This window comes from Marisediminitalea aggregata (assembly GCF_900129565.1).
Classification (GTDB): Bacteria; Pseudomonadota; Gammaproteobacteria; order Enterobacterales; family Alteromonadaceae; genus Alteromonas; species Alteromonas aggregata.
Window position 1 is genome coordinate 387,340 of record NZ_FQWD01000002.1, and the last position, 23,605, is coordinate 410,944.

Annotated in this window: 20 protein-coding genes, 1 other RNA gene and 1 pseudogene; 10 read left to right on the forward strand and 12 right to left on the reverse strand. The window is 50.0% G+C overall.

Annotation, left to right across the window (positions count from 1 at the left end; translation table 11 throughout):
• Window positions 1-24 precede the first annotated feature (24 nt).
• On the forward strand, window positions 25-849 hold the full coding sequence (locus BUB81_RS05770; protein WP_073319675.1) for a sensor histidine kinase: 825 nt from the start codon (window positions 25-27) through the stop codon (window positions 847-849).
• A gap of 394 nt (window positions 850-1,243) precedes the next feature.
• Window positions 1,244-2,719, forward strand: a complete 1,476-nt coding sequence (locus BUB81_RS05775; RefSeq protein ID WP_073319678.1) for a glycoside hydrolase family 11 protein — start codon at window positions 1,244-1,246, stop codon at window positions 2,717-2,719.
• A 123-nt stretch (window positions 2,720-2,842) separates the two neighbouring features.
• Here BUB81_RS05775 and gcvP read toward each other — a convergent pair whose 3' ends face one another.
• The 3 genes from gcvP to gcvT form a co-directional block, all read right to left on the reverse strand.
• Complete coding sequence (gcvP, locus tag BUB81_RS05780; RefSeq protein WP_073320979.1) at window positions 2,843-5,740, reverse strand: aminomethyl-transferring glycine dehydrogenase; 2,898 nt, start codon at window positions 5,738-5,740, stop codon at window positions 2,843-2,845.
• A 132-nt stretch (window positions 5,741-5,872) separates the two neighbouring features.
• A complete protein-coding gene (gcvH, locus tag BUB81_RS05785) occupies window positions 5,873-6,268 on the reverse strand; it encodes a glycine cleavage system protein GcvH (protein ID WP_073319681.1) in 396 nt (131 codons plus the stop codon).
• Between the two features lie 29 nt (window positions 6,269-6,297).
• Window positions 6,298-7,392, reverse strand: coding sequence for a glycine cleavage system aminomethyltransferase GcvT (gcvT, locus tag BUB81_RS05790; protein ID WP_073319684.1), 1,095 nt, complete (start codon window positions 7,390-7,392; stop codon window positions 6,298-6,300).
• Between the two features lie 136 nt (window positions 7,393-7,528).
• On the opposite strand from gcvT, the gene BUB81_RS05795 reads away from it, so the two are divergent.
• Window positions 7,529-8,383, forward strand: a complete 855-nt coding sequence (locus BUB81_RS05795) for a LysR family transcriptional regulator (RefSeq protein ID WP_073319687.1) — start codon at window positions 7,529-7,531, stop codon at window positions 8,381-8,383.
• Window positions 8,384-8,531: 148 nt separating this feature from the next.
• The gene (locus BUB81_RS22105; protein WP_175555772.1) at window positions 8,532-8,672 is read left to right on the forward strand and encodes a hypothetical protein; all 141 of its coding nucleotides are present in this window, start codon (window positions 8,532-8,534) and stop codon (window positions 8,670-8,672) included.
• A gap of 70 nt (window positions 8,673-8,742) precedes the next feature.
• On the opposite strand, the gene BUB81_RS05800 is transcribed toward BUB81_RS22105, so the two are convergent.
• From BUB81_RS05800 to BUB81_RS05825, 6 genes and pseudogenes are all read right to left on the reverse strand, one after another.
• Window positions 8,743-10,029 (reverse strand): M24 family metallopeptidase, encoded by a 1,287-nt coding sequence (locus tag BUB81_RS05800; RefSeq protein WP_073319690.1) that lies wholly within the window; start codon window positions 10,027-10,029, stop codon window positions 8,743-8,745.
• A 1-nt stretch (window position 10,030) separates the two neighbouring features.
• Window positions 10,031-11,416 (reverse strand): annotated as a pseudogene (locus tag BUB81_RS05805) (M24 family metallopeptidase).
• An 85-nt stretch (window positions 11,417-11,501) separates the two neighbouring features.
• Window positions 11,502-12,677: an FAD-dependent monooxygenase gene (locus BUB81_RS05810; RefSeq protein ID WP_073319692.1), complete on the reverse strand. Its 1,176-nt coding sequence runs from the start codon at window positions 12,675-12,677 to the stop codon at window positions 11,502-11,504.
• A gap of 15 nt (window positions 12,678-12,692) precedes the next feature.
• Entirely contained in the window at window positions 12,693-13,907 is a 1,215-nt protein-coding gene (gene ubiH / locus BUB81_RS05815; RefSeq protein WP_073319695.1) for a 2-octaprenyl-6-methoxyphenyl hydroxylase, read from the reverse strand.
• A gap of 6 nt (window positions 13,908-13,913) precedes the next feature.
• Complete coding sequence (gene pepP / locus BUB81_RS05820) at window positions 13,914-15,224, reverse strand: Xaa-Pro aminopeptidase (protein ID WP_073319698.1); 1,311 nt, start codon at window positions 15,222-15,224, stop codon at window positions 13,914-13,916.
• 12 nt (window positions 15,225-15,236) lie between these two features.
• The gene (locus BUB81_RS05825) at window positions 15,237-15,803 is read right to left on the reverse strand and encodes a UPF0149 family protein (protein ID WP_073320981.1); all 567 of its coding nucleotides are present in this window, start codon (window positions 15,801-15,803) and stop codon (window positions 15,237-15,239) included.
• A 255-nt stretch (window positions 15,804-16,058) separates the two neighbouring features.
• Between BUB81_RS05825 and ssrS the strand changes: the two genes are divergently transcribed.
• From ssrS to serA, 6 genes are all read left to right on the forward strand, one after another.
• Window positions 16,059-16,240: non-coding RNA, 6S RNA (gene ssrS, locus BUB81_RS05830), on the forward strand.
• Between the two features lie 21 nt (window positions 16,241-16,261).
• A complete protein-coding gene (locus BUB81_RS05835) occupies window positions 16,262-17,158 on the forward strand; it encodes a ribokinase (protein WP_073319701.1) in 897 nt (298 codons plus the stop codon).
• A 28-nt stretch (window positions 17,159-17,186) separates the two neighbouring features.
• Window positions 17,187-18,131 (forward strand): nucleoside hydrolase, encoded by a 945-nt coding sequence (locus tag BUB81_RS05840; RefSeq protein ID WP_073319704.1) that lies wholly within the window; start codon window positions 17,187-17,189, stop codon window positions 18,129-18,131.
• Between the two features lie 57 nt (window positions 18,132-18,188).
• Window positions 18,189-18,791, forward strand: a complete 603-nt coding sequence (locus BUB81_RS05845; RefSeq protein WP_073319707.1) for a 5-formyltetrahydrofolate cyclo-ligase — start codon at window positions 18,189-18,191, stop codon at window positions 18,789-18,791.
• 73 nt (window positions 18,792-18,864) lie between these two features.
• A complete protein-coding gene (gene rpiA, locus BUB81_RS05850) occupies window positions 18,865-19,518 on the forward strand; it encodes a ribose-5-phosphate isomerase RpiA (RefSeq protein WP_073319710.1) in 654 nt (217 codons plus the stop codon).
• A gap of 171 nt (window positions 19,519-19,689) precedes the next feature.
• Window positions 19,690-20,919, forward strand: a complete 1,230-nt coding sequence (serA, locus tag BUB81_RS05855; RefSeq protein ID WP_073319713.1) for a phosphoglycerate dehydrogenase — start codon at window positions 19,690-19,692, stop codon at window positions 20,917-20,919.
• 122 nt (window positions 20,920-21,041) lie between these two features.
• Here serA and BUB81_RS05860 read toward each other — a convergent pair whose 3' ends face one another.
• The 3 genes from BUB81_RS05860 to BUB81_RS05870 all read right to left on the reverse strand — a co-directional run bounded on the left by BUB81_RS05860 (window position 21,042) and on the right by BUB81_RS05870 (window position 23,555).
• The gene (locus BUB81_RS05860; RefSeq protein WP_073319716.1) at window positions 21,042-21,779 is read right to left on the reverse strand and encodes a DUF481 domain-containing protein; all 738 of its coding nucleotides are present in this window, start codon (window positions 21,777-21,779) and stop codon (window positions 21,042-21,044) included.
• Window positions 21,780-21,888: 109 nt separating this feature from the next.
• The gene (locus tag BUB81_RS05865; protein WP_073319720.1) at window positions 21,889-22,698 is read right to left on the reverse strand and encodes a DUF481 domain-containing protein; all 810 of its coding nucleotides are present in this window, start codon (window positions 22,696-22,698) and stop codon (window positions 21,889-21,891) included.
• 38 nt (window positions 22,699-22,736) lie between these two features.
• A complete protein-coding gene (locus BUB81_RS05870; protein ID WP_073319721.1) occupies window positions 22,737-23,555 on the reverse strand; it encodes an HDOD domain-containing protein in 819 nt (272 codons plus the stop codon).
• Window positions 23,556-23,605 lie beyond the last annotated feature (50 nt).

The following is a 23,605-nucleotide window of genomic DNA, read 5'->3' on the forward strand; positions in this document are numbered from 1 at the left end:
TAGAAAACATCGAGCTGAGGGTAAATGAAAAAAGCACAAGTACCGCACGTGTCTCAGATAGATCCATCGGAGCAGGAAAAGCTGATTGAATCAGAAAAAATGGCCGCGATGGGTGGGTTGGTTGCCGGTGTTTCTCATGAAATAAATACACCACTGGGCGTAAACATTGGTAACTGCTCATTACTTATAGAGCTGTTAGCTGAAGTACGTCGGGACTTCGATGACGGTAAGTTAGATGCGAATCAGTTTGACGAATTCCTCAATACGGCCCAGGACCTGACATCGAGCATGCTGAAAAACATGCAGAGGGCGTCTAAGTTACTATCGAGTTTTAAGCGCGTGGCAGTGAAAAACACCGACGAGGCGTCGAAGTTAGAAACCGTTGATTTGGCTGAATTAGTGGCCGAATTTGTGCAAACGTATAACGCCACTTCGAATAACTCAATCATTACATTCAATACCCGAATCCCCCCTAACGTTAATGTATCCACCTACCCTACAATCATCCTTCAAATTCTGGCTGCGCTTACTTCAAATGTTATTATTCATGCCTTTGCGCCTGGCCAGAAACAGTGCGAAATCACCATTAGCGTTGCGCCCGCCGGTGACGGCTATCAGCTTTCATTTACCGACAATGGCAAAGGCGTTGAAGAAGACGAACTAAAGAAACTGTTTGAACCTTTCTATACCACCAAACGCGGTGCAGGCAATGCCGGTCTGGGTTTAAGCATTGTGTACAACATGGTTAAAGCGGTGCTTCACAGCGATATAAATTATGAAAGCGCGCCAGGTAAAGGCTTTAGTGTGTCATTTAAACTACATAATATTCTGGAAGAGTCTACTGAGTAGTAGCGATTACCAAGTGATTACCACCAGCAACTCAAGCACCTGTTTTCACAGAGTGATAATGGCCTGGCGTTGTACTCCAACTCATCGTCGCGATAGCGTTGTACCGCGCACTGCAGGCCCCTCTTTTTGACTTAAACAACAGCTCCCCAATTACCAGATACTTTTCTACCTGTACCACTGTATCAAAACCACCAAATTGTTAATTTAATTAACATTTTCGAAATAAGAATTAAACATTATGAAATGTTGTTTATTGCTAGAGATCACGACCGGATCACCTAGTATCGGCCCTTGTTGCGGTCTCATCCTGCCTCTCTGAGTGGCGGCAATGATGTCTGGCAGCACACCTTTACACATCTTTGAATGGCACAAACAAAGTTAAAAGGAAACAAAAATGGGCACAAAATCAAAACGCTTGGCAATGGGACTTTCATTGCTCACCTGCAGTTTAGGCGTCACGGCACAAACACTATACGAAAATGAAACCGGCACTCACGATGGGTTCTACTACTCATTCTGGAAAGACAGCGGCAATGCCAACTTCACTTTGCAACCCGGCGGACGCTACCAGTCTCAATGGAATAGCGGCACCAACAACTGGGTAGGCGGTAAAGGCTGGAACCCCGGAGGAAGAAAAACCGTTAATTATTCCGGCTACTATGGTGTAGACAGCTCTCAAAACTCCTATTTAGCGTTATACGGTTGGAGTCAGAACCCGCTCGTTGAGTATTACATCATCGAAAGCTATGGCTCTTACGATCCGTCTTCCTGCGCTGGCGGGGTGGATTACGGCACATTCCAAAGTGATGGCGCGACCTATAAAATCCGGCGTTGTCAGCGCGTACAGCAACCCAGTATTGAAGGTACACAGACCTTTTATCAGTACTTCAGCGTTCGCCAACCTATCAAAGGCTACGGCAATATAAGCGGCACAATTACCACCGGCAATCACTTTGATGCCTGGGCCAGTGTCGGGCTAAACCTGGGTACATTTAACTACATGGTTATGGCCACTGAAGGTTATCAAAGTAGCGGTAGCTCAGATATTACGGTAAGTGAAGGCAGTGCGAATTCGGGCGGCGGTAACTCGGGCGGCGGCTCTACAGGCGGCACAGGCTCTCCCTCTTCAACGGATATTGTAGTAAACGCAAGAGGTGTCACCGGTACTGAACATATCAATTTGTTAATCGATGGCAATGTAGTAGCCGATTGGACACTGACTACCACAACATCGTCCTACGTGTATTCCGGCAATGCTGCCGGGGACGTGCAAGTCGAATACGACAACGACACTTCGGGTGCCGATGTCATCTTAGACAGTGTGTATGTAAACGGCGAAACTCGCGAAGCTGAGTCCATGGAATACAACACGGCAACCTACGGAAATGGTGAATGCGGTGGTGGCAGCTACTCTGAAACCATGCACTGCAATGGTGTTATCGGCTTTGGCGGCACAGGCGCATGCTTTAGCGGTAATTGTGCATCGGCATCACCGGGCGGAAATAGTGGCAACGATACCATCACGGTAAGAGCTCAAGGGGTAACCGGTAGCGAGCATATCAACCTGGTGATAGACGGTAACGTGGTAGCCGACTGGACACTGTCATCAACAATGGCTGACTACACCTATTCAGGCAGTGCATCCGGTAATTTACAGGTTCAATATGATAACGATGCCTCAGGCAGAGACGTCGTTGTTGACTATGTATTCGTAAACGGAGAAATCCGCGAGGCAGAAGACATGGAATACAACACGGCGAACTATGCCAACGGACAATGTGGCGGCGGCAGCTACGCCGAAACCATGCACTGTAACGGTGTCATCGGATTTGGCGATACCAATGCCTGTTTTAGTAACAGCTGTAACTAATCAGGCGAATTCACAAACTGTGTACATATAAACGAAAAAGGCGAACCACATTTGGGTTCGCCTCTTAAAGTACATCGTCTTGGTTTAGTAAGTCATTGACTTAGGTCACGACAGACGGTTACATCACTCCTCAATATAACTATCCAGTGTTGGGCAGCTACAAATCAGATTGCGGTCGCCGTACACATCGTCGATACGGTTTACGCTTGGCCAGAACTTGTTGCGTGCAACGGTTGGTACCGGGTAGGCCGCTGTGGTGCGGTCATAGCTGCGGTTCCAGTCGTTATCACAAATGTCAGCCAGGGTATGAGGCGCATTGTGCAGCGGGTTGTCCGTTGCATCCCACTCGCCGCTTTCCACTTTAGCGATTTCTTCGCGAATGTGAACCATGGCTTCTACAAAGCGATCCAATTCAAATTTTGACTCAGATTCAGTTGGCTCAATCATCAGTGTACCCGCTACCGGGAAGCTCATGGTTGGCGCATGGAAACCGTAGTCATTCAAACGCTTGGCGATATCCAGTTCAGACACACCAGACGCTTCTTTCAGCGGGCGCAGGTCGATAATACATTCGTGTGCAACACGACCGTTACGGCCTTTGTAGAGTACCGGGTAATGTCCTTCCAGGCACTTCGCTACGTAGTTTGCATTCAGAATGGCCACTTCGGTTGCTTTGCGCAGTCCGGCACTGCCCATCATTTTGATGTACATGTAGCTGATAGGCAGAATTGAGGCACTTCCCCATGGCGCAGCCGACACGGCGCCACAGTCTTTGCCCGCACCGTCAATATTCACCACAGTGTGGTTAGACAGGAATGGTGCCAGGTGTGCTCTAACACCAATGGGTCCCATACCCGGGCCACCACCGCCGTGTGGAATACAGAAGGTTTTGTGCAGGTTTAGGTGCGACACGTCTGAACCAATAAAGCCCGGTGCAGTAATGCCCACCTGCGCGTTCATGTTTGCGCCGTCCATGTAAACCTGACCACCGTACTGATGCACGATGTCACAGATTTCGCGAACTGTTTCTTCGTATACACCGTGAGTAGACGGGTACGTGATCATGGCACAAGACAGGTTGTCGCCCACTTCTTCGGCTTTCTTGCGAAGATCGGCCAGGTCAACGTTACCGTTTTTATCACAGGCAACCACAACCACTTTCAGGCTAACCATTTGCGCAGATGCCGGGTTAGTACCGTGTGCAGAGCTTGGGATAAGGCACACATTACGGTGACCTTCACCACGGCTTTCGTGGTAGCGCTGGATTGCCAGCAAGCCGGCGTATTCGCCCTGTGCACCTGAGTTAGGTTGCATAGACAGCGCATCGTAACCGGTAATGTTGATCAGCCAGTCGCTCAGTTCCTGAATCATTTCCTGATAACCCTGCGCCTGGTCAAGCGGTGCAAACGGGTGCAACTGACCAAACTCAGGCCAGGTCACCGGGATCATTTCGGCTGTGGCGTTCAGTTTCATGGTGCAAGAGCCCAGCGAAATCATCGAATGATTCAGCGCTAAGTCTTTGTCTTCCAGGCTCTTGATGTAACGCAGCATTTCAGTTTCAGATTGATAGCTGTTAAATACGTCGTGCTTTAAGAATTCGCTGGTACGAACCAGTTCGGCCGGAATTGAGTGGCTGCCCTGTGTTGTGACTTCGGCATCCAGATTTTCAATGGTTAAACCGTGGTCATCGCCCAGCAATACGCTGAACAGATTCAGGATATCAGCACGGGTTGTGGTTTCGTCCAGTGCGATACCGACTGCGCCTTCAAGGTCGCTACGCAGGTTCATGCCTTTTGCTGCCGCGGCTGCAAGAACAGCGTCTTTGTCGCTAACCTGAACAGTAACGGTATCGAAGTATGTGGCGTGCTTCAGCGCCAGTCCTTTTTGCGTTAAACCGGTTGCCAGAATGTCAGCAAAACGGTGAATGCGGTTCGCAATGGTTTTTAAGCCTTCCGGACCGTGATATACCGCGTAGAAAGACGCCATATTGGCCAGTAACACCTGTGCAGTACAGATGTTGGAGTTGGCTTTCTCACGACGGATATGCTGTTCGCGGGTTTGCAGTGCCATACGCAGTGCCTGACGACCTCGGGTGTCTTTACTTACGCCAATGATTCGGCCTGGCAAAGAACGCTTGTACGCGTCGCGAGTTGCAAAGAATGCAGCGTGCGGGCCACCGTATCCCATTGGAACACCAAAGCGCTGTGCACTACCCAGTGCTACGTCAGCACCCAGTTCACCCGGCGACTTCAGCATGATCAGGCTCATCAGATCAGCGGCAACGGCCACAATCCCTTTTTTGGCTTGTACAGCAGCAATGACCTCAGACAGGTCTTTTACTTCGCCGGTTGTGCCGGGATATTGCAACAAAGCACCGAATACGTCGTGCTCAGCGGCCTGTTCAGCAGGACCAGTAATGATACCAAAACCGAACATTTCAGCGCGGGTTTCAACTACGTCCAGTGTTTGTGGGTGAACGTCATCAGCCACGAAGAACAGGTTTGCTTTCTTGTTTTTAGATACACGCTTGGCCAGTGCCATGGCTTCTGCCGCAGCGGTACCTTCGTCAAGCAATGATGCTGACGCTAATTCCAGACCGGTTAAATCAATGGTCACTTGCTGGAAGTTCAGAATGGCTTCCAAACGGCCTTGGGCAATTTCTGGCTGGTAAGGTGTGTACGCTGTGTACCAACCAGGATTCTCCAGCACGTTGCGCAGGATCACATTCGGCACGTGGGTGTCGTAGTAACCCATACCAATAAAAGAACGATAGACCTTGTTCTTCGCTGCAGTCGCTTTTAATGCGGCTAGCGCCTCAACTTCCGTAGCGCCCTCACCCACCTCAATAGGTTTGTCCAGGCAAATTCCTTTTGGAACGGTTTGCGACATCAAATCGTCTAACGACGACGCGCCTACTTTTTCCAGCATGGATTGAATTTCATCTTCACCCGGACCAATGTGGCGACGAACGAAGGCATTTTTTTGCTCTAACTGAGCCAGTGAAATTGAAGCATTAGACATAATAGTGTTAAGCATTTGCAATGGGTTGGGGGGATTCAACTCAGGGCTTAGCGCCCCTTCAGGCTAAACAGCAACATCGGGATTTGAGTTGCTGCATAACCTGCAGGTTGACACGCAATCGAAGGCGTCGAATTAGTCTTCGTCTTCTTCAATGCTGCTGCCGTAAGCTTCAGCATCCAGTAATTCAGCGATTTCAGCTTCGTCTTCAGCTTTAACCTTAAACATCCAGCCATCACCGTACGGGTCAGAGTTAACCAGTTCAGGTGAGTCTTCCAGGTCTTCGTTTACCGCCAGTACTTCACCGGTGATTGGTGCGTACACGTCAGAAGCGGCTTTAACTGACTCAGCTACGGCAACGTCGTCGCCAGCACTGATTTGGTCGCCAACGTCTGGCAGTTCAACAAATACCATGTCACCTAAAAGTTCCTGAGCGTGTTCGGTGATGCCAATGGTATAAACGCCATCGCCTTCCGGACGAACCCACTCGTGTGATGATGCATAACGTAAATCTGAAGGGATATTACTCATGAGATGTTCCTGCTCTTTTCTAAATTCGTTTATAAAACACTTTTACCATTGCGGACAAAGCTGGGCTTAACCACTTCTACTTTAACCCACTTTTTGCGCATTTCCACCTCAACGGTGCTGCTATTAGTCGCAGGAATACGCGCCATGGCAACGGCGTGGCCCAATGTTGGAGAGAAAGTACCAGAAGTAATAATGCCTTCTTCACCTTCTTCGGTTTTTACTTTCAGGCCAGCGCGCAATACGCCTTTTTCTTTCATTACCAGGCCCACCAGCTTTTTGGTGCCAGCAGCACGCTGCGCTTCGAGGACGTCACGGCCCACAAATTTGCGGTCAGTGGGTTCCCAGGTAATAGTCCAGCCCATGTTGGCTTCAAGCGGAGAAATGGTTTCATCCATGTCCTGACCATACAGGTTCATACCCGCTTCCAGGCGTAATGTGTCACGCGCACCCAGACCACTTGGTTGAACGCCTTGGTCCAGCAGTTGCTGCCACAGTTCAGGGGCTTTTTCTACTGGCACCATGATTTCGTAACCAGCTTCTCCGGTATAACCTGTGGTCGCGATGAACAGGTCTTCAGCCTGAACGCCGTAAAACGGCTTCATGCCTTCAACCGCTTCGTTTTGCGCAGTAGAAAACACCTTCGCGGCCTTTTCTTTGGCATTCGGGCCCTGTACGGCAATCATCGCGAACTCAGGACGCTCGGTAATGGTTACGTCAAAGCCTTCGGCCTGGCTCATCAGCCAGTTCATGTCTTTTTCACGGGTCGCCGAGTTAACTACCATGCGATAGTTTGTCGCGTCGAAGTGATACACAATGAGGTCGTCAACTACGCCGCCCTGTTCGTTAAGCATGCCGCTGTATAGCGCTTTGCCTTTGTCTTGCAGCTTTTCTACGTCGTTGGCTAACAAATGACGCAGGTAAGCTTTGGCCTGAGCGCCTGTAACATCCACAATGGTCATGTGCGATACGTCGAACATCCCGGCATCGCGACGCACTGCATGGTGCTCTTCGATTTGTGAGCCGTAATGCAATGGCATGTCCCAGCCATGAAAGTCGACCATCTTGGCACCTGATTCCAGATGCTTGTTATATAACGCTGTGCGTTGTGCCGTTGTGCTTGTCATAGTTGTCACTCAGGTTATGAATCGTATTGAGTAAAAAGTATAGGGAGGCATTTTCGACACAACAAATTGGAAATTCTTATCCATACATTTAAAATACTTATATAAATAAACCTTAGCATCAGCATTTCTAATCTTTATGAAGCAGTTATCCTTAGACAATTTGCGTACGTTTGTGGGCGTTATCGAGCTCGGAGGCTACGCCAAAGCGGGCGAATGGCTGGGTCGGTCGCAGCCCGCCATCAGCCTGCAAATCAAAAAACTGGAAGAACAGTTGGGCAAAAAGTTGTTCACAAAAGTAGGTCAGCGGCACCTGCCGAGTGCCGACGGCAACTGGTTGTACCCCAAGGCCAAAGAATTACTGGCGCTTAACGATGCTATTTTCAGAAGTGTCGACCCTACTCCGTTGCGCGGACGGCTGCGTTTAGGTATTCCCAATGAGTTTGCATCTACCCTGCTGCCCGGTTTAATCGGCGAATTTTCTAAACGCTACCCTGATGTGTCACTGGAAGTCACCTCTGCGCTGAGTAGAGAATTATTGCATCCCTCACGTCGCAACGAATTCGACCTTATTCTGGCGTTAGTGAATCCCGATCAGCAGACCGAAGGGGAACTGGTTCTGGAAGATGAAATGGTGTGGGTAGGCGACCCGCTGCATCCGGCCAACATGGATGCCATTTCGCTGGTGCTGGCACCAGACGGCTGCATATACAGAAGCCGGGTAATCAACCATTTAAAACAGCAAACCACAGCCTGGAAGATTACCTACACCAATGCCGACCTCACCGGCCTGGTAGCGGCTATTCAGCAGGGTTTAGGGATCACCGCACTCGCTAAATCCAGCATGCCAGCCAACTTACAGGTGCTGAATCATCGGAATTTACCCAAGTTGGGCACCATTAATATTTGTTTATTTCAGCTATCCAACCAGCACCCGATTGTCAGCGAAACGCTGGGCAATTTTATTATTCACCGTCTGCGGGCACAGCAATAAGCAGGAAGCTGATAAAACATGCACAAGAACTGGCTGTTTTTACGCCTGACGGCCAGCTTTATCAGCAAAATAACTTCGATAGAGTGTACACACTGCCCGAATCCAATGTTGCAAGGGCAGCCATTGACTAACTATATCGGAGCAAAAAATGAAACAAACAACATTGAAAGAGTTGAATACCGAGGCATTACACCTGGTTCAAGGTGGTTTGATCAGCCTGCCAGGCTTTCCCTACAGCCCAAAACCCATGCCAGCGCCAATTGAGCCACTAAAGCTGCCAACGGCATAACCATTGTGTCACGCACCGGGTCTTCGATTCTGAATACCCGGCTGTCGCCCCGGTTAAGAAAAGGTGGCGCTTATACCGACTGAAGCGGGACCAACTTGCCAAACGGATCTTCCAGTGAAGACGGCGGCTCCGTAAAATACACAGGGCCTTTGTGGGTCATATACAAGCAGTCTTCCAACCTGACACCAAACTCTCCTGGAATATAAATGCCCGGTTCATTTGAAAAACACATACCCGCATTGAGTGGCGTGCTTTCGCCGCGCACAAAATTCACACTCTCGTGCCCTTCCATGCCAATACCGTGACCGGTGCGATGCGACAACCCCGGTAAAGCATAATCAGGGCCGTATCCTTCGGAAAGGTAATAGGCACGCACAGCGTCGTCCACACTGCCTGCCGGTGCACCGACCTTCGCGGCGGCCATGGCTACGCGTTGCCCTTCACGCACCATGTTCCACACCTTTTGTTGTTTCGCATTTGGTTTACCAAACACAAAGGTACGGCTAATGTCGGCCTGATAACCTTGTACCGCACAACCACAGTCCATCAGCACCACCGAGCCATTACTTATTACCTGCGACTGTTTGGTACCATGTGGATAAGCACTCGCTTCGTTAAACAGTGCCAGGCTCCAGGGGCGTTCGCCGCCCAAGGCTGACATAGCCCTGTTCATCAGGCTCTTCACCTCGCCCTGTGACATGCCTTCCTGCAGTTGGCTATACACAAATGCATAGGCTTTTAAAGTAATCGCATTGGCCCGATGCATTAATGCAAGTTCGTGATTTGTTTTATACATGCGGCAACCGCGCGTAACGGGCTCAGCGCTGACTGCAACCAGCTTGGAATTTGCTTCTGTAATGCCTTGGCTAACAAAAAAGCGAACACTGTGTTCAAACCCTACACGGCCTGCACGAATTCCCCGATCTTTTAAAATAGCCACTACCTGTGCAAACGGGCTTTCATGCTCCTGCCATACACGCACGTCTTCCCCAACCTGCAAAGACTCACGAATACTGGGCTCTTCAAAGAACGGGCACACTACGGCCACGTCACCTTTTCTGGGTATCACGACGGCTGTCAGTCGCTCGCTGCGCCACCATTGAATGCCCGAGAAATACACCATGGCCGCGCCGGGTTCCAGCACAATAGCGTCGATATCTTGCTTTGCCATAATCGCCTGTGCATTGGCGATCCTCGCCAGTCGCTCCTCGCGACTTATGGGAGCGATATCATCCACCATGGACGTCAGGCTTTCCAAACCTGACTTAGCGGAAGTTGGTGAGTTTGCCGACACTGTTGTGGCAAATAATCCGGCTGTCGCCAGGCCGCTGAACTTTATAAAGTCTCTTTTATTCATGTTAAAACCGATGTGAAAATGTAGATTGTGACGGGATCACGTGCAATGCACGCTGCCGCCCGTTGAAATACCAAACACCGCTGGCATCAAAAAAGGCATCTTCCTCCAGCATGATACGAACGCTTTTACCCCAGGCTTCCAGTTCAACCGCGTTGTTCAACTCAATGCTGTAAGCACTGTTTATGTGTAATGGGTAATCGCCGTCACCCGGCACGCCGCCTTGTTTGTCCCACATACCAAGCGTGGTGCCCGCTGCATGCCCGTGTAACCCCAACGGATGGGTATAAATAGTAGGTTGAAGCCCTTCGGCTTTGGCCTCAGACAAACTCATGGCCAGTACTTCATTACCCGTTCTGCCTGCCGCAAAATTGCCGGTAAAAATATCCTGCAGTCGATTCGCTTTATTCAGCGCATCGGTTAAATACGCCGGCGGCTTGCGTTCGCTGGGTCTCAGCACATAAGCGTGTTGCTGTGTATCCGTGTTCAGACCCATATAGGTGATACCGAAATCCACATGCAGTAAATCGCCCGGAATAACCGTTTGTATGCCATATCCGGCAGTAAAGCTGCTTTCGTGATCGAAGGCTTTTTCGTCGCTGCGCTGAATAGACACCGACGGATGAAACCAGGTATCCAGCTTGAGCAACGCCACCTTCTCACGGAACCACCATACAAGGTCATCCGTTGTGGTTACGCCCGGTGTAACCACCTTCTCAGAAAAACCTTCGGCAATGATTGCGTGAGCCACTGCCACCATGGATTTCATTAATTCAACTTCTTCAGGAATGCGCGTTTCCAGCCAGCCAACGGCTAAGGGCTCTGAAGACACCACGCGTTTTTGGTATTTCTCTGACAGCGAGTCCATGAGTTTGCGGTGCTCAGTGAGGGTAATACCATCGGCATGCGCCCAAATAGCCGACTGATTAATAGCAATTTGCTTTGGGTCATGTTTAGCAACAAATTCGCTTAATGCCTGCCATTGGTCGGGCTGGGCTTTTTTGTCCCAGGCACGCTCGAATAAATCTCCGACTTTGTACGGTGCGATGGCATAGGTACCTATACTGTTATCACTCTAGCGGGTGATCACCAGCATTGTAGTGCGCCTGGCGGTTTCCAGCCAGGTCGCCGGCAGCATGGTTTTGATCACCGGATCTTCATTGTATTCACGGCTGATCAAAATCCACATATCGATGTTGGTGCGCTGCATGAGGTCGGGCAGTAACTGTATTACCCGTTTCGACAATATATCGTCATAAAGCGCCGCCCTTTCTCTGAGCGGCAGAAGGGTGTTGTAGGGTGTGTCCAATGCCGCCGTTTTGGCGGGCGTGGCAAGCGCACTGCAGGTTGTAAGCAGCAGTGCACCGAACAAACAGGCTAGCTTTTTCATTCTTGTCAGTACCTTGGTCAAACAGACCAAACTACTCTAAGCCGTTACTTTCGCCTGCGCAATGGCACTGGTCCTATGAAATACCTTACCAGCCCATGGCTTGAGTAATGAATTTTTGTTTAATACCTGGAATGGCATCTGCTGTGCGCATACCCACGCCGCGGATCAGTTTTTTCAATGGGTTGTCGCCACCAAATAGCTGCTTGAAGCCTTCCATCGCGGCAATCATTTTTACCGCTTCCGCTTTGCGGGCGCGCTCGAACGGCCGCAAATGACGCGCTAAATAGAAGGGCTTTTCATCACGTACTAACTGCTGAATACTGTCTGCCAGAGCAAAGGCATCCTGCAACCCCAGGTTCGCGCCCTGTCCGGCTAAGGGGTGAATGGTGTGCGCTGCGTCACCAATAATCACCAGCCCGTCGCTCAGCCACTGACGGGCGTAGCGCATGGTTAACGGGAAGTGCATTCGTGCACTTTCCACTGTGATATGCCCTACCTCGCCATTCATGGCAATCTGCAGCCCTTTGGCAAACTCAGCATTGTCCTGCGCTAGCAATGACTGTGCTGTTTCACTGGTTTGCGACCACACAATTGAGCACAGATTCGGGTCTCGTAACGGCAACAGTGCCAACGGTCCACTTGGCGTGAATACCTGTCTCGCGACTTTTCCATGGGGTAATTCAGTGCGCACCGTCGCCACAATGGCGGTGTGGCCGTAATCCTTAAACGTAAGCGGGAAATTCCCATGCTGGCGAATGGCTGAATTCGCGCCATCTGCGCCAACCACCAAGCGACAAGACACCACGTCGTCGTTATTCAGCATTAACATGGTTTCAGACTTCCCGGCCAGTACTTTGTCGATGCGAACCGACGGCAGCAGAGTCACGTTTTGCTGTGTTTTCACCACCTCAGACAACGCATTCACCAAAGCCTGATTTTCAACAATATGGCCAAGGCTTGGAGCGCCTAAGTCATCGCAATTAAAGGCAATGCGGCCAAAGCTGTCATGATCCCACACTTGCATATGGGTGTATGGGCTTAGTCGGTTTTCCGGCAGCGCCTGCCAAACCGCGAGTTCACTCAATGCCTGCTGATTGGCCGCATTGATGGCTGACACCCGCAGTTCAGGTTTATCTGACAGCGGCTTGTGAATCGGTGACGTATCTATGACCACAACAGAAACCGGCGCATCTTTAAGCGCTCTGGCTAACGCCAGCCCCACCATGCCAGCGCCTACAATTGCAATATCTGCCTGATACATACGTTTAATCCTGCTCTAATTCTGAAACGGGCGCGTGGCGGGTCCGAATCCCGTCGTTTGTCGCACGAATTGCCCGGCCATTGCGTCACAATATTCCATGGCCAGTAATCCCAGATTACGACCAACGACTATGGGCCAATGATGATTTGAAAACACGGTCACCAAACCGTCGGTTAATCCAATAGTCGCGGCTTTGTCTGCCTGACGTTGTTGCCGGTAGCCATTAAGTACCGCAAACGCGCCGGGGTCCGGCTGCGATTTCAATGCGCTCACCAGGTCCATTACGTCGCGCAGGCCCAGATTAAAACCTTGCCCGGCAATAGGGTGCAGTGCCTGCGCGCCATTGCCTACCACCACAGTGCGGTGGCGCACGCAGTCATCGGTTTGTTGTAACGACAACGGATAAGCATAACGCTCACCCACTTTCACAATGTGGCCGTGTCGAAATCCAATGGCTTGCTGTAACTGCGTTGCAAACTCTCCCTCTTCCCACTCACAGGCCTGCTGTGCGTCATCATGAGGTAACGTCCATACCACAGAAAAGCCGGCACCTGAGTCGTCTCCGGCCGCGCCGGTTGCAAACGGCAGCAACGCCAACGGACCGTGCTCGGTGAACCGTTCATGCGCCCAGTTATTGTGCGGCTGACTCATCTGGATATTGGTAACAATGGCTGTTTGCCCGTAGTCCCGCTGCGTGCGGCTGAATCCCAGGTTAGCGGATACCGGGCTTCGCCCTCCGTCGGCCAGCACCAGCAATTTTGTACAGATTTGCTTACCGTTACTCAGGGTTACCGCTACCGACGTATTCGTTTGCGTAGCATCGGTAACCGTGACGTTGTCAATTAAATGAAAGCGCGGTTGTGGTTCGGGCAACAGTTGCGTGCCCAACGCCTGGATACTGACTACCCGTCCGAAACTGTCCAACTGATGTTCATGGGCATGTAAATGCGTTTTACCCAAAAAGCCCCTGTCTGACACCACAATATGCTCAATGGGTGTAGACGGGCACATGTGGGTATTGAGATTCACGCCCATGTCAGATAACGCGTCAACAGTGCGTTTGGCTAACGCGATCACACGGGCATCAAATCCGGGTGTAGACAAGCTGTCCTGCTGTAACGCGTTGGCGTCAACCAGCGTTACGGTCAGGTCCGTCGACTGAAGAAGTCCGGTTGCCAGTGTGCAGCCAACTGCACCACCACCAACAATAAGGATGTCTGTTGTATCCACCGGTTGTTATTGCTCCATCAGGGCTTCAATGTCTTGAATGGTTTTCGGTACACCGTTGGTGAGCACCTCGTTACCAGTTGCGGTGATCACCAGGTTATCTTCTATGCGTATGCCGGTGCCGCGAAACGATTCTGCTATGTCAGGCTCATTGGGAACATACAATCCCGGTTCGACTGTAATGACCATGCCTGGTTCGAGCGGCCGCGGGCTCCCCTGTTGGGTATACTCTCCGACATCATGCACATCTAACCCAAGGTAATGCCCGAGTCCGTGCATGAAGAACCGTCGCCAGCTTTTATTTTCCAGCGCGTCTTCAACTGACTCCTTGAGTAACCCCAATTCGCACAACCCGGTTGTGAGTACTTTCACTACATTTTCAGTAACGCCGGGTAAGGTTGCGCCCGGCACCAACTGGTCAATGGCTAACTCCTGAGCATCCAGAACCAGTTGATAAAGTGCTGCCTGAGCTTTACTGAATCGACCGTTTACCGGAAACGTTCGGGTAATGTCCGCAGCATACCCGTTATATTCTGCTCCGGCATCGATCAGGATCAAACTTCCGTCTGCAATGGCATCCTGATTCTCGGTGTAATGCAAAATACAGGCATTTTCTCCACCGCCTACGATAGTGCCATACGCAGGGTACCGCGCACCGGCCATCGCGAACTCGTGATGAATTTCAGCTTCAAGCTGATATTCGAAACACCCCGGGTGAGCAAACGTCATGGCCCGGCAATGAGCGCGTGCTGAAATATCCGCGGCGGTGCGCATGATGGCAATCTCATCGCTGGATTTCAACAACCGCATCTCGTGTATCAACGGCCTGCAATCTACCAGTGTTGCTGGTGCTTTATTTTGTTTAGGGGTGTTGCGAAGTGTAGATAACGCATCAAATATCGCATCGTCTGCCTGGGTATATTCGCCCTGAGGAAAATACAGGTTGTCGTGCTCGGCTAACCACTCTGTTAACACGTCAGCCAGTGATTCGGTGTCATACGCTTCGTCATAACCCAATTCGCAGACAGCCTGCTCCGGCCCGAGTCGACGACCATGCCAAATCTCCATGGTGGGATCTTTCGGCAGGCACACCAGCGCCCGATAGTCGCCGTCAAACCGGCTGTGGTTAGACAACAATAACCAGGCCTGAGGCTCGTTAAATCCGGTTAAGTACCAGAAGTCGCTGTGTTGCCGAAAACCAAACTCGGTGTCTCTGCTGCGGGTCTGCAAATCAGCCCCGGGAATAACACACACGCTGTTTTCAGGGAGTTTTGCCAACAGACGGGTCTGGCGCTGCCGGTATTGCTTGAGGGTAATCATGTGCTGAGCGCCCTAGTGCACCGACGGGGTATCTTGCTGATCGTCCAGTAACGACTGCCCCAACTCGTTAAAGCAAAGCAAAGACGAAATTTTCACGTATTCGATAACTTCAAACAGCGCCTGTTCAGACTCTTCGTCATCGTTCATGGGCTCTTCCATGCGGGCGATATCGGAAAAGTCTTCCAATACTTCACGCACGTCGTCGGAGCAATTGCTGAGTTTTTGCTGGTACAACCCAAACCCCGCCATAAATCCTTGTACCCAGTTGATCAACGCCAGTCCACGATCGTTAATCGGGCTGCTATCGTCGGGCAGCAGTAGCACTAGACCAAACTGACCATCAACGAGTTGCTGACAGGTTTGATTAAATAAATTCTGTAAGCATTCTGCCACCGGCTTATCCAGTGTCTGGCCCTGATTCATGGTGTCCTGCAACACCTCAAGCCATTGCTGCTCACTTAATGACATACCGCCGCACAACATGCCACACATCATGCCGTGGATCTCGGCACCGTCTACTACCATGTCGTGATTGGTCAAACACTGAGTGACCGAATCGAAATCTGCTGTTTTATTCACGCAAAGAATGTCCTGATAATTTTCACAAGATACTACCAAAACCACCGAATTATTGCCAAAATTGCGTGGTGTAAAAGTCAGCCAAGGCATTTCCTAACCATTTGGTCAGGTTTTTTACTTTTAGGGGCTGGCAGTTGTGCGTTGTTTACACTATGATCAGGCGCTGAGTGCCATTTTCAGCACTCTTGCAAGGATTCACTTGCAACCCAACGAAGAGGGCGTACACTATGCGCCCTTTCACGACGCATACAACAATGTTTCCTGGGGTGTTTGCCAGTCTATTCATGTCCCTGGCCGATGCTTTAAACCAAGGAAGTTGACATACAGCTATTGTGCAGGCTCGGCGCGTATCGAGAAGCCTACGGTTGTAGAGATGCTTCCGCCCTGAACTTTTCGGTTCACGGGCGAATAATAGACAGCGGCACTCTGGGAAGCGCCATTTATCGACGGATACAATAATGGCAATAATAAACTTTGGTTCGATAAATATTGATCATGTTTATCAGGTAGACCACTTCGTAGCGCCCGGTGAAACACTCGCCTCAAAAGGCTACCAGCAACTGTTAGGTGGCAAAGGCGCGAATCAATCTATAGCGCTCGCAGCCGCAGGCGCTGAAGTCCGCCACGTAGGTAAAATTAATCAGGCCGATGTCAGCTTCAAACAAACGCTGATCAAGCACGAAATTGACTGTCAGTACCTGCAATGCACCGAAACACCATCGGGCCACGCCATTATTCAGGTTACGCCATCGGGTGAAAATGCCATTGTGCTTTTCGGCGGTGCCAATCAGGAAATCAACGATAAAGACGTCATGCGCGCATTGGACAAAACCAAGAGCGCCGACTGGGTACTCACGCAAAATGAAACCAGTTGCCTGGAAGAAACCTTGCGTCAGGCACACGACAAGCACCTTAAAGTCGCCTTCAACCCGGCGCCAATGAGCGAGTCGGTGAAATCCTTGCCGTTTGAATGTATCGACCTGCTAATCGTTAACGAAGTTGAAGCCGCCGCGCTGTCGGGTCAACAATCACTCGACGACATCGTTACGCATTTCAAAACTCACTGGTCACACGCTGAAGTTATTATTACGCTGGGCAAGGCCGGTGTCATGATGCTGAGAAAGCACGACACCCTGCAGGTCGACGCCTTTGTGGTAGATGCAGTAGATACCACCGCAGCGGGCGACACCTTTATTGGTTATTTCCTGGCAGCGTACAGCAAACACGCTGATGCCAAACAGGCGTTAAAGCGCGCTTGTGCAGCATCTGCAATCTCCGTTACACGCGAAGGCGCAGCACAGTCCATCCCAAAACGAGAAGAAGTGGACCGCTTTTTGGCGAAGCACGGCAGCTAACGAAAACAGAATTTAGGAACCCCTATTCATGACCCACAAAATAATTATCGACACAGATCCGGGCATCGATGATGCAATGGCTATCTTTTTTGCTTTCCAGTCTCCTGATATTGAAGTACTGGGGCTAACGACCGTTTACGGCAATATTCCGGTTAGCATGGCAGCCCGCAATGCACTTACGTTATGCGACGTAGCCGGGCGCCAGGACATTCCGGTAACGGAAGGCGTTGGCATGCCATGGGTGGGACCTGAATCGGGTTATGCGCACTTTGTTCATGGTGATGATGGTTTTGGTAACATTGGTTTTCCGCCTTCAACCCGCGACGTCGATCCGCGCAGTTCAGCCGAATTTATTGTAGAGATGGCGCGCAAGCACCCGGGTGAAATTACGCTGGTCGCCATTGGCCCGCTGGGCAACATCGCGTTAGCACTGCGTCTTGAGCCAAATTTGCCTAAGCTGGTTAAAGGCTTGAGTATTATGGGCGGAGCCGCCTTTGTACCGGGTAACGTGACCCCGGTTGCAGAAGCAAACATCTGGAACGACGCACACGCGGCAGACATCGTATTCTCAGCAGACTGGGAAGTAAAAATGTTTGGTTTGGACGTAACCCTGTTCGCACCCACCGACCCGAAATTTGTGGACGTCCTGGCCGATAAAAACCCCACCATGGGCGGTTTTGTGCAAAAAGCAGCACAATTTTACATTGAGTTTTATTCTCAGGGTCGCGACGAAAAAGTTTGTTATTTCCATGACGCCTTCCCTCTGGCGCACCTGGTACAACCGGATTTGTTCGAATTTACCCAGGGTAACATTCGCGTTTCAACCGACGACCTGAACCGCGGACAAACCATTGTCGCTCCGTTTGGCACTACAGCCAGCCCGCTGTGGACGGAAGCCAAAACTGTTCAGGCTGCCACAGGCGTCGACCACGAGCGTTTGTTCCAGCTGTTTGTTGATACCTACGCCCTGTAATCAATACGCGCTGTGAGTACATTCTCACAGCGCACTCACTTATCGCCCTGTTTCACTATGTCAGAGCCTTCGGTAACCAGCAGACAATCACTGCGCAAGTCACTGCGGCAAGCACGTCGCGCACTTTCAGCCGATGCACAGCAACGGGCGGCACAGGCGTTACAGCAGCAATTAAGCGAATATCTGCCATCCCATACAAAGCAACTCGCCGGCTACCTGGCCAGTGACGGCGAAATTAGTCTGTTGCCCACGCTGTCGTGGTGCCATCAACGAGGCATCCTTACTTCACTGCCGGTTATCCACCCGTTTACTGGTAAGCATTTGCTGTTTCAACACTTTAGCCACGACACGGCAATGACCCGCAACCGGTTTAATATTGAAGAACCCGCGCTTGATAGCACTGCGATCATTGAATTAACCGCACATGATTGCTTACTTATGCCATTAGTGGGCTTTGATGCAAAGGGTAATCGACTTGGCATGGGTGGCGGCTTTTACGACCGCACGCTCGCGCCATTGCAGCAGCTACGCGATGGCACACCCAGACCTCTGCTTATTGGCGTTGCCCATGACTGCCAGCAGGTGCCGGTCCTGCCCATTGAGCCCTGGGATATTCCGCTGGACGTGATCATTACCCCCACACAATGCATCGAACTATAAAAAAATCACAATAGTTGTTTAATGATCCTGCAGTTTCGCTAAAATAACGCCTCATTTTCAGGCGGGAACCACTATGGATCAAAATGCGAAGAAGCAGGCCGTAGGCCGTGCAGCCCTAAAATACGTTGAACCAGACACCATCATTGGCGTGGGAACAGGCTCAACAGTCAATCATTTTATCGACGCGCTGGCCGACATTAAACACACCATTACCGGTGCAGTATCCAGTTCTGTTGCCTCAACAGAGCGGTTAAAAGCACTGGGTATTGAAGTGTTCGACTTAAACAGCGTTAACAGCCTGTCGATTTATGTAGACGGTGCCGACGAGGTAACCGAGCACAAGCATATGATCAAAGGCGGTGGTGCAGCGCTGACACAGGAAAAAATTGTGTCTGCGGTAGCCAAAACATTCGTGTGTATTGTCGATGACAGCAAAGAAGTCGGTGTATTGGGCGACTTCCCGCTGCCGGTTGAAGTGATCCCCATGGCCCGCTCTTACGTGGCTCGCGAACTGGTGAAACTGGGCGGCGATCCGGTTTACCGTGAAGGTGTGGTAACCGACAACGGCAACGTGATCCTGGATGTGCACAACCTATCTATTGTGAACCCAAGAGAAATGGAAAAGACCATTAACAATATTGCGGGTGTGGTCACAAACGGGATTTTTGCCCTGCGTGGCGCAGACGTTGTGTTAGTTGCCACCAACGAGGGTGTGGTAACGCGTTAAGCATTCACTATTTAGCCGGGGCCGGCAGTCAATTGCCGGCCTATAAGTTAAATAAATGCATATTATTCCAAACTGAACTATACAAACCGCTTTCACCGCTGGAACAGTTTGTGTTATTTTAACCATATAGACGTCCAGATGTCTCTTAACCCCTGACTGAGAAGCGATGTAATGAGCAAATATTCACTTTCTAAAGATAAGATCCGTATCCTTTTGCTGGAAGGCGTGCACAAAAGTGCCGTTGAAACCCTTGAGGCAAATGGTTACACCAATATTGAATACCTGAAAACGTCTTTGCCTGAAGACGAACTGATTGAGAAAATCAAAGATGTTCACTTTATCGGTATTCGCTCGCGCACGCACATCAGCGAAAAAGTGGTTGAGGCTGCCAGTAAACTGGTTGCGATTGGCTGTTTCTGTATTGGTACCAATCAGGTGGATTTGTCTGCCACTAAAGCACGCGGTATCCCGGTATTTAACGCGCCTTTCTCGAACACGCGTTCAGTAGCTGAGCTGGTATTAGGCCAGTTAATTCTGTTGTTACGTCGCGTACCAGAAAAGAATGCGCTGGCACACCGCGGCGGTTGGGACAAGTCTGCTGTAGGCTCTTACGAAGCGCGCGGTAAAACACTGGGTATTATCGGCTATGGCCACATTGGTACACAGTTGTCGATTCTGGCTGAACACCTGGGCATGAAAGTCCGTTTCTACGACATCGAAGACAAGCTGGTGTTGGGTAATTCAGAACAAATCAAGACCATGGACGAGCTACTGGCGATGTCTGACGTAGTGTCACTTCACGTTCCGGAAACGCCACAAACCAAGAACATGATTGGCAAAGCACAGTTTGCCGCTATGAAGCCTGGCGCTATCTTCATTAACGCGTCTCGCGGTACTGTTGTTGATATCGATGCATTGGCTGCGGCAATGGCTTCTGGTCACTTAGGTGGTGCGGCGATTGACGTATTCCCGGTAGAGCCTAAGTCAAACAACGAAGAATTCGTGTCACCGCTGCGTGAATTCGACAATGTGATCCTGACTCCACACGTTGGCGGCAGCACACAGGAAGCGCAGCAAAATATCGGTATTGAAGTTGCGGGTAAACTGGCTAAGTACAGTGACAACGGCTCTACCCTGTCTGCGGTTAACTTCCCGGAAGTATCTCTGCCAGAGCACGTTGGCCGTTCTCGCCTGTTACACGTTCACGAAAACCGCCCGGGTGTGTTAACCCAAATCAACCAGGCGTTTGCAGAAAAAGGCATCAACATCGAAGCCCAGTACCTGCAAACCAGTGCCGATATTGGTTACGTGGTTATTGACGTGGAAGCAGACAAAGCCGACGACGCATTGGCTGAGCTGACAGCTATCAGCGGCACCATCAAGACCCGCGTTCTGCACTAAGGCGTCATTCTCTGAATAGCAGGCGCTGTAAAGCGCCTGTAAAAAATCCCCGCTGCGTTGCCGCAGCGGGGATTTTTTTATCTATTCGCAACGAGCGTATATTTCGCTCAGAGTCGTTCTTCTTAAAAGAAGTTGTAAACCAGGGTAACAGCCGTTTCAGTATCCAGGTTTTCAACACCCGGGTTAACGTCGCTGTTGTGGTCAAGGCGCAGTGACACCTTCATCGACAATGAACCACTGATAGTGGCCGTCAACGCAGACTCTGCACGCGATTTTGTGTTCTCAGAACCCACTTCCGTACTCACGGTTTGAGTGAATTTAGCCGTGTCGGAGATAAACCATTTGTAAGCCAGTGAACCACGAACAATGAAGCTACTGGTGTCTTCGCCGGTTTGAGTTTCAGAGAACGAGTAACCCGGACCAATGCTGTATTCAAACGCAGATTTATCTGTTTTCCATACTTTTTGTGACCAACCGCCAGCGATTGTCGCCTGGTAGTCGAAATTGCTCAGACGGTCATCTTCATATGAAGAAAACACGAACAAACGGTGATCAGGATTTTCTAACTTGTAGTTACCCTGAGCAGAGGCGAAAAACTTTTGTGCAGAGGTACGTTCTACTTCTACGCCATCTACCGGAACGGTTTCTTTTTTATATAAACCTTCCAACGCGTAATCGTTTGACCAGTTTTCGAATTCCTGCTGCGCAGTAATACCGGCAGTCATTGAAGATGTTTCGGTGTTACCCGTAGTCACAATGAGGCCGAACTCGCCGTCCATTGTAAAAGGCTTGGTTTCATCCTGAGCAACTGCAGATGTAGCAACACCCGCAATAGCAGCGGCAAGTAGTAGTTTTTTCATGGGATTTCCTAAATTGACTCAATTCCTGGCAGGCCAGACTGAAAACAGGCCTAGAACGCGCTATGTTAAAGCAAACTAACGCAAAATCAATTAATCAATTTGATAATATTCAGAAAAATCTATATACCACAGCAACCGAAGTTTCTGTATTCAATGCCGTATTGCTATCGGTGGGATTGCTGTTGTGCTGCATAATAAAAGACAGCTTAAGTGCCAGTGACTCAAACAGGTTTGCCGACAACGACGTTTCTGTTCTGGACTTGATATTGTCTTCTCCGGCTTCGGTACTCACAAACTGTCTGAGCTTCGCGCCGGTTGGCCAGATGTAGTGGTATTCGGCAGATGCCCTGACTATAAAACCGTGAATATTCTCGGCCTTCTCACCAGATTCAAGCTTAGCCAGACTGTAACCCGGACCAACAGAAAATCGAAAATCGCTGATTTCGTTACGCCAGACCAATTGTGACCAACCACCAGCAATAGACGAGCGGTAATCATAACCATTGAAGCGATCGTCTTCGTAGTCGCCATACACAAACAATCGCTGGTTTTCGACTTTAAGCTTATAGTCAGACTGTACATAGGTATACAGGCGCTGAGCAGTCGTTTGTTTTACCCTGCCTTGTTCGCCATCGACTTCTGATTGCTTGTAAAGGAACTCTACCCAATACTGATTGGCAAAAACATTGGTCTCGTGCTCAGATTTGAGGCTACTTTTTATCGAGGATGCATTGGTATTACCCGACGCAAAAATAACGCCTAACTCGCCATCCAGTGTGAAGCGGTCTTTGGGCTCATCGTCGTATTCTACAAAATCGGCGTGATAGAGTGTTCTGATCAGGTCTTTATCGGCAGCGTTCGCGCTAAAGCTGCTCAATACCAGTGAAACTAATGCACTGACAATTATTCGGTGTACCATTAGAAAGCGTTTTGTTTATTGTTTTATGCCTGTTGGTGCTACATCACAGACACTGCCACTTTATTGGTTTCCTTTTGTGCATAAAGTTTGGCGTTTTGTAGCACTTCTTCGTCAATCGGCAATAAGCGGGTCATATCAGGCGTAATGATATCCAAATCTGCGTATTTATCGCGCTGATAACATGCTGTTGTAAGCCGTATGGCACAGGTTAACAAAGACACGTCTAAGTCGCTAGCCAATTTCACTCTATTGTGGGCAAACTTCACCGGATAATACAGCGGCATGGGTAAACGCCATAATTCCATGATCTCACCGCTACATTCACTAAAGCAAAATCCGAAGTGGGATTGTTGACGTTCCCACGGCAAACCTGGCTGTTCATCCTGCATATAAGCCTGGTATTTCTTCGGATCTTTTTTGGCAACAACCAACTCACTGAGGTTTTGCAGGATCCCCATAACAAAGAACCGGTCACTGCCGCGCACATTCAATTCTTTGCCGAGGTATTTAGCCACCATGCCGGTGAAAACCGACTGTCGCCAGTGTTCATCCAAAATCAAGCACTCGTTGTCGAAGTGTTTAAATGCAATATTCGCGGTTTCGGCCAGCACTAAATTGTACAGCGCTTCCCCACCAATCACGCTAACCGCTTTGGTTATAGAGTCAACCTGTGATGGAAACCGAAACAACGCACTGTTTGCCAATCGAAGGATTTTTGCAGTAAGGGAAGGATCAACACTGATCAACGCGGCAATATCATCCATATCAGAACGAGGATCGTCCAGCACATTGCGCAGCCTCAAACAAATATCAGGCAACGTAAACGAATTGGTCGCGTATTCTATGTATTGATTCATTAATGCTAAAACCTCTCACTTTTCAAATTAGTATATCAGCGAATTTGAAG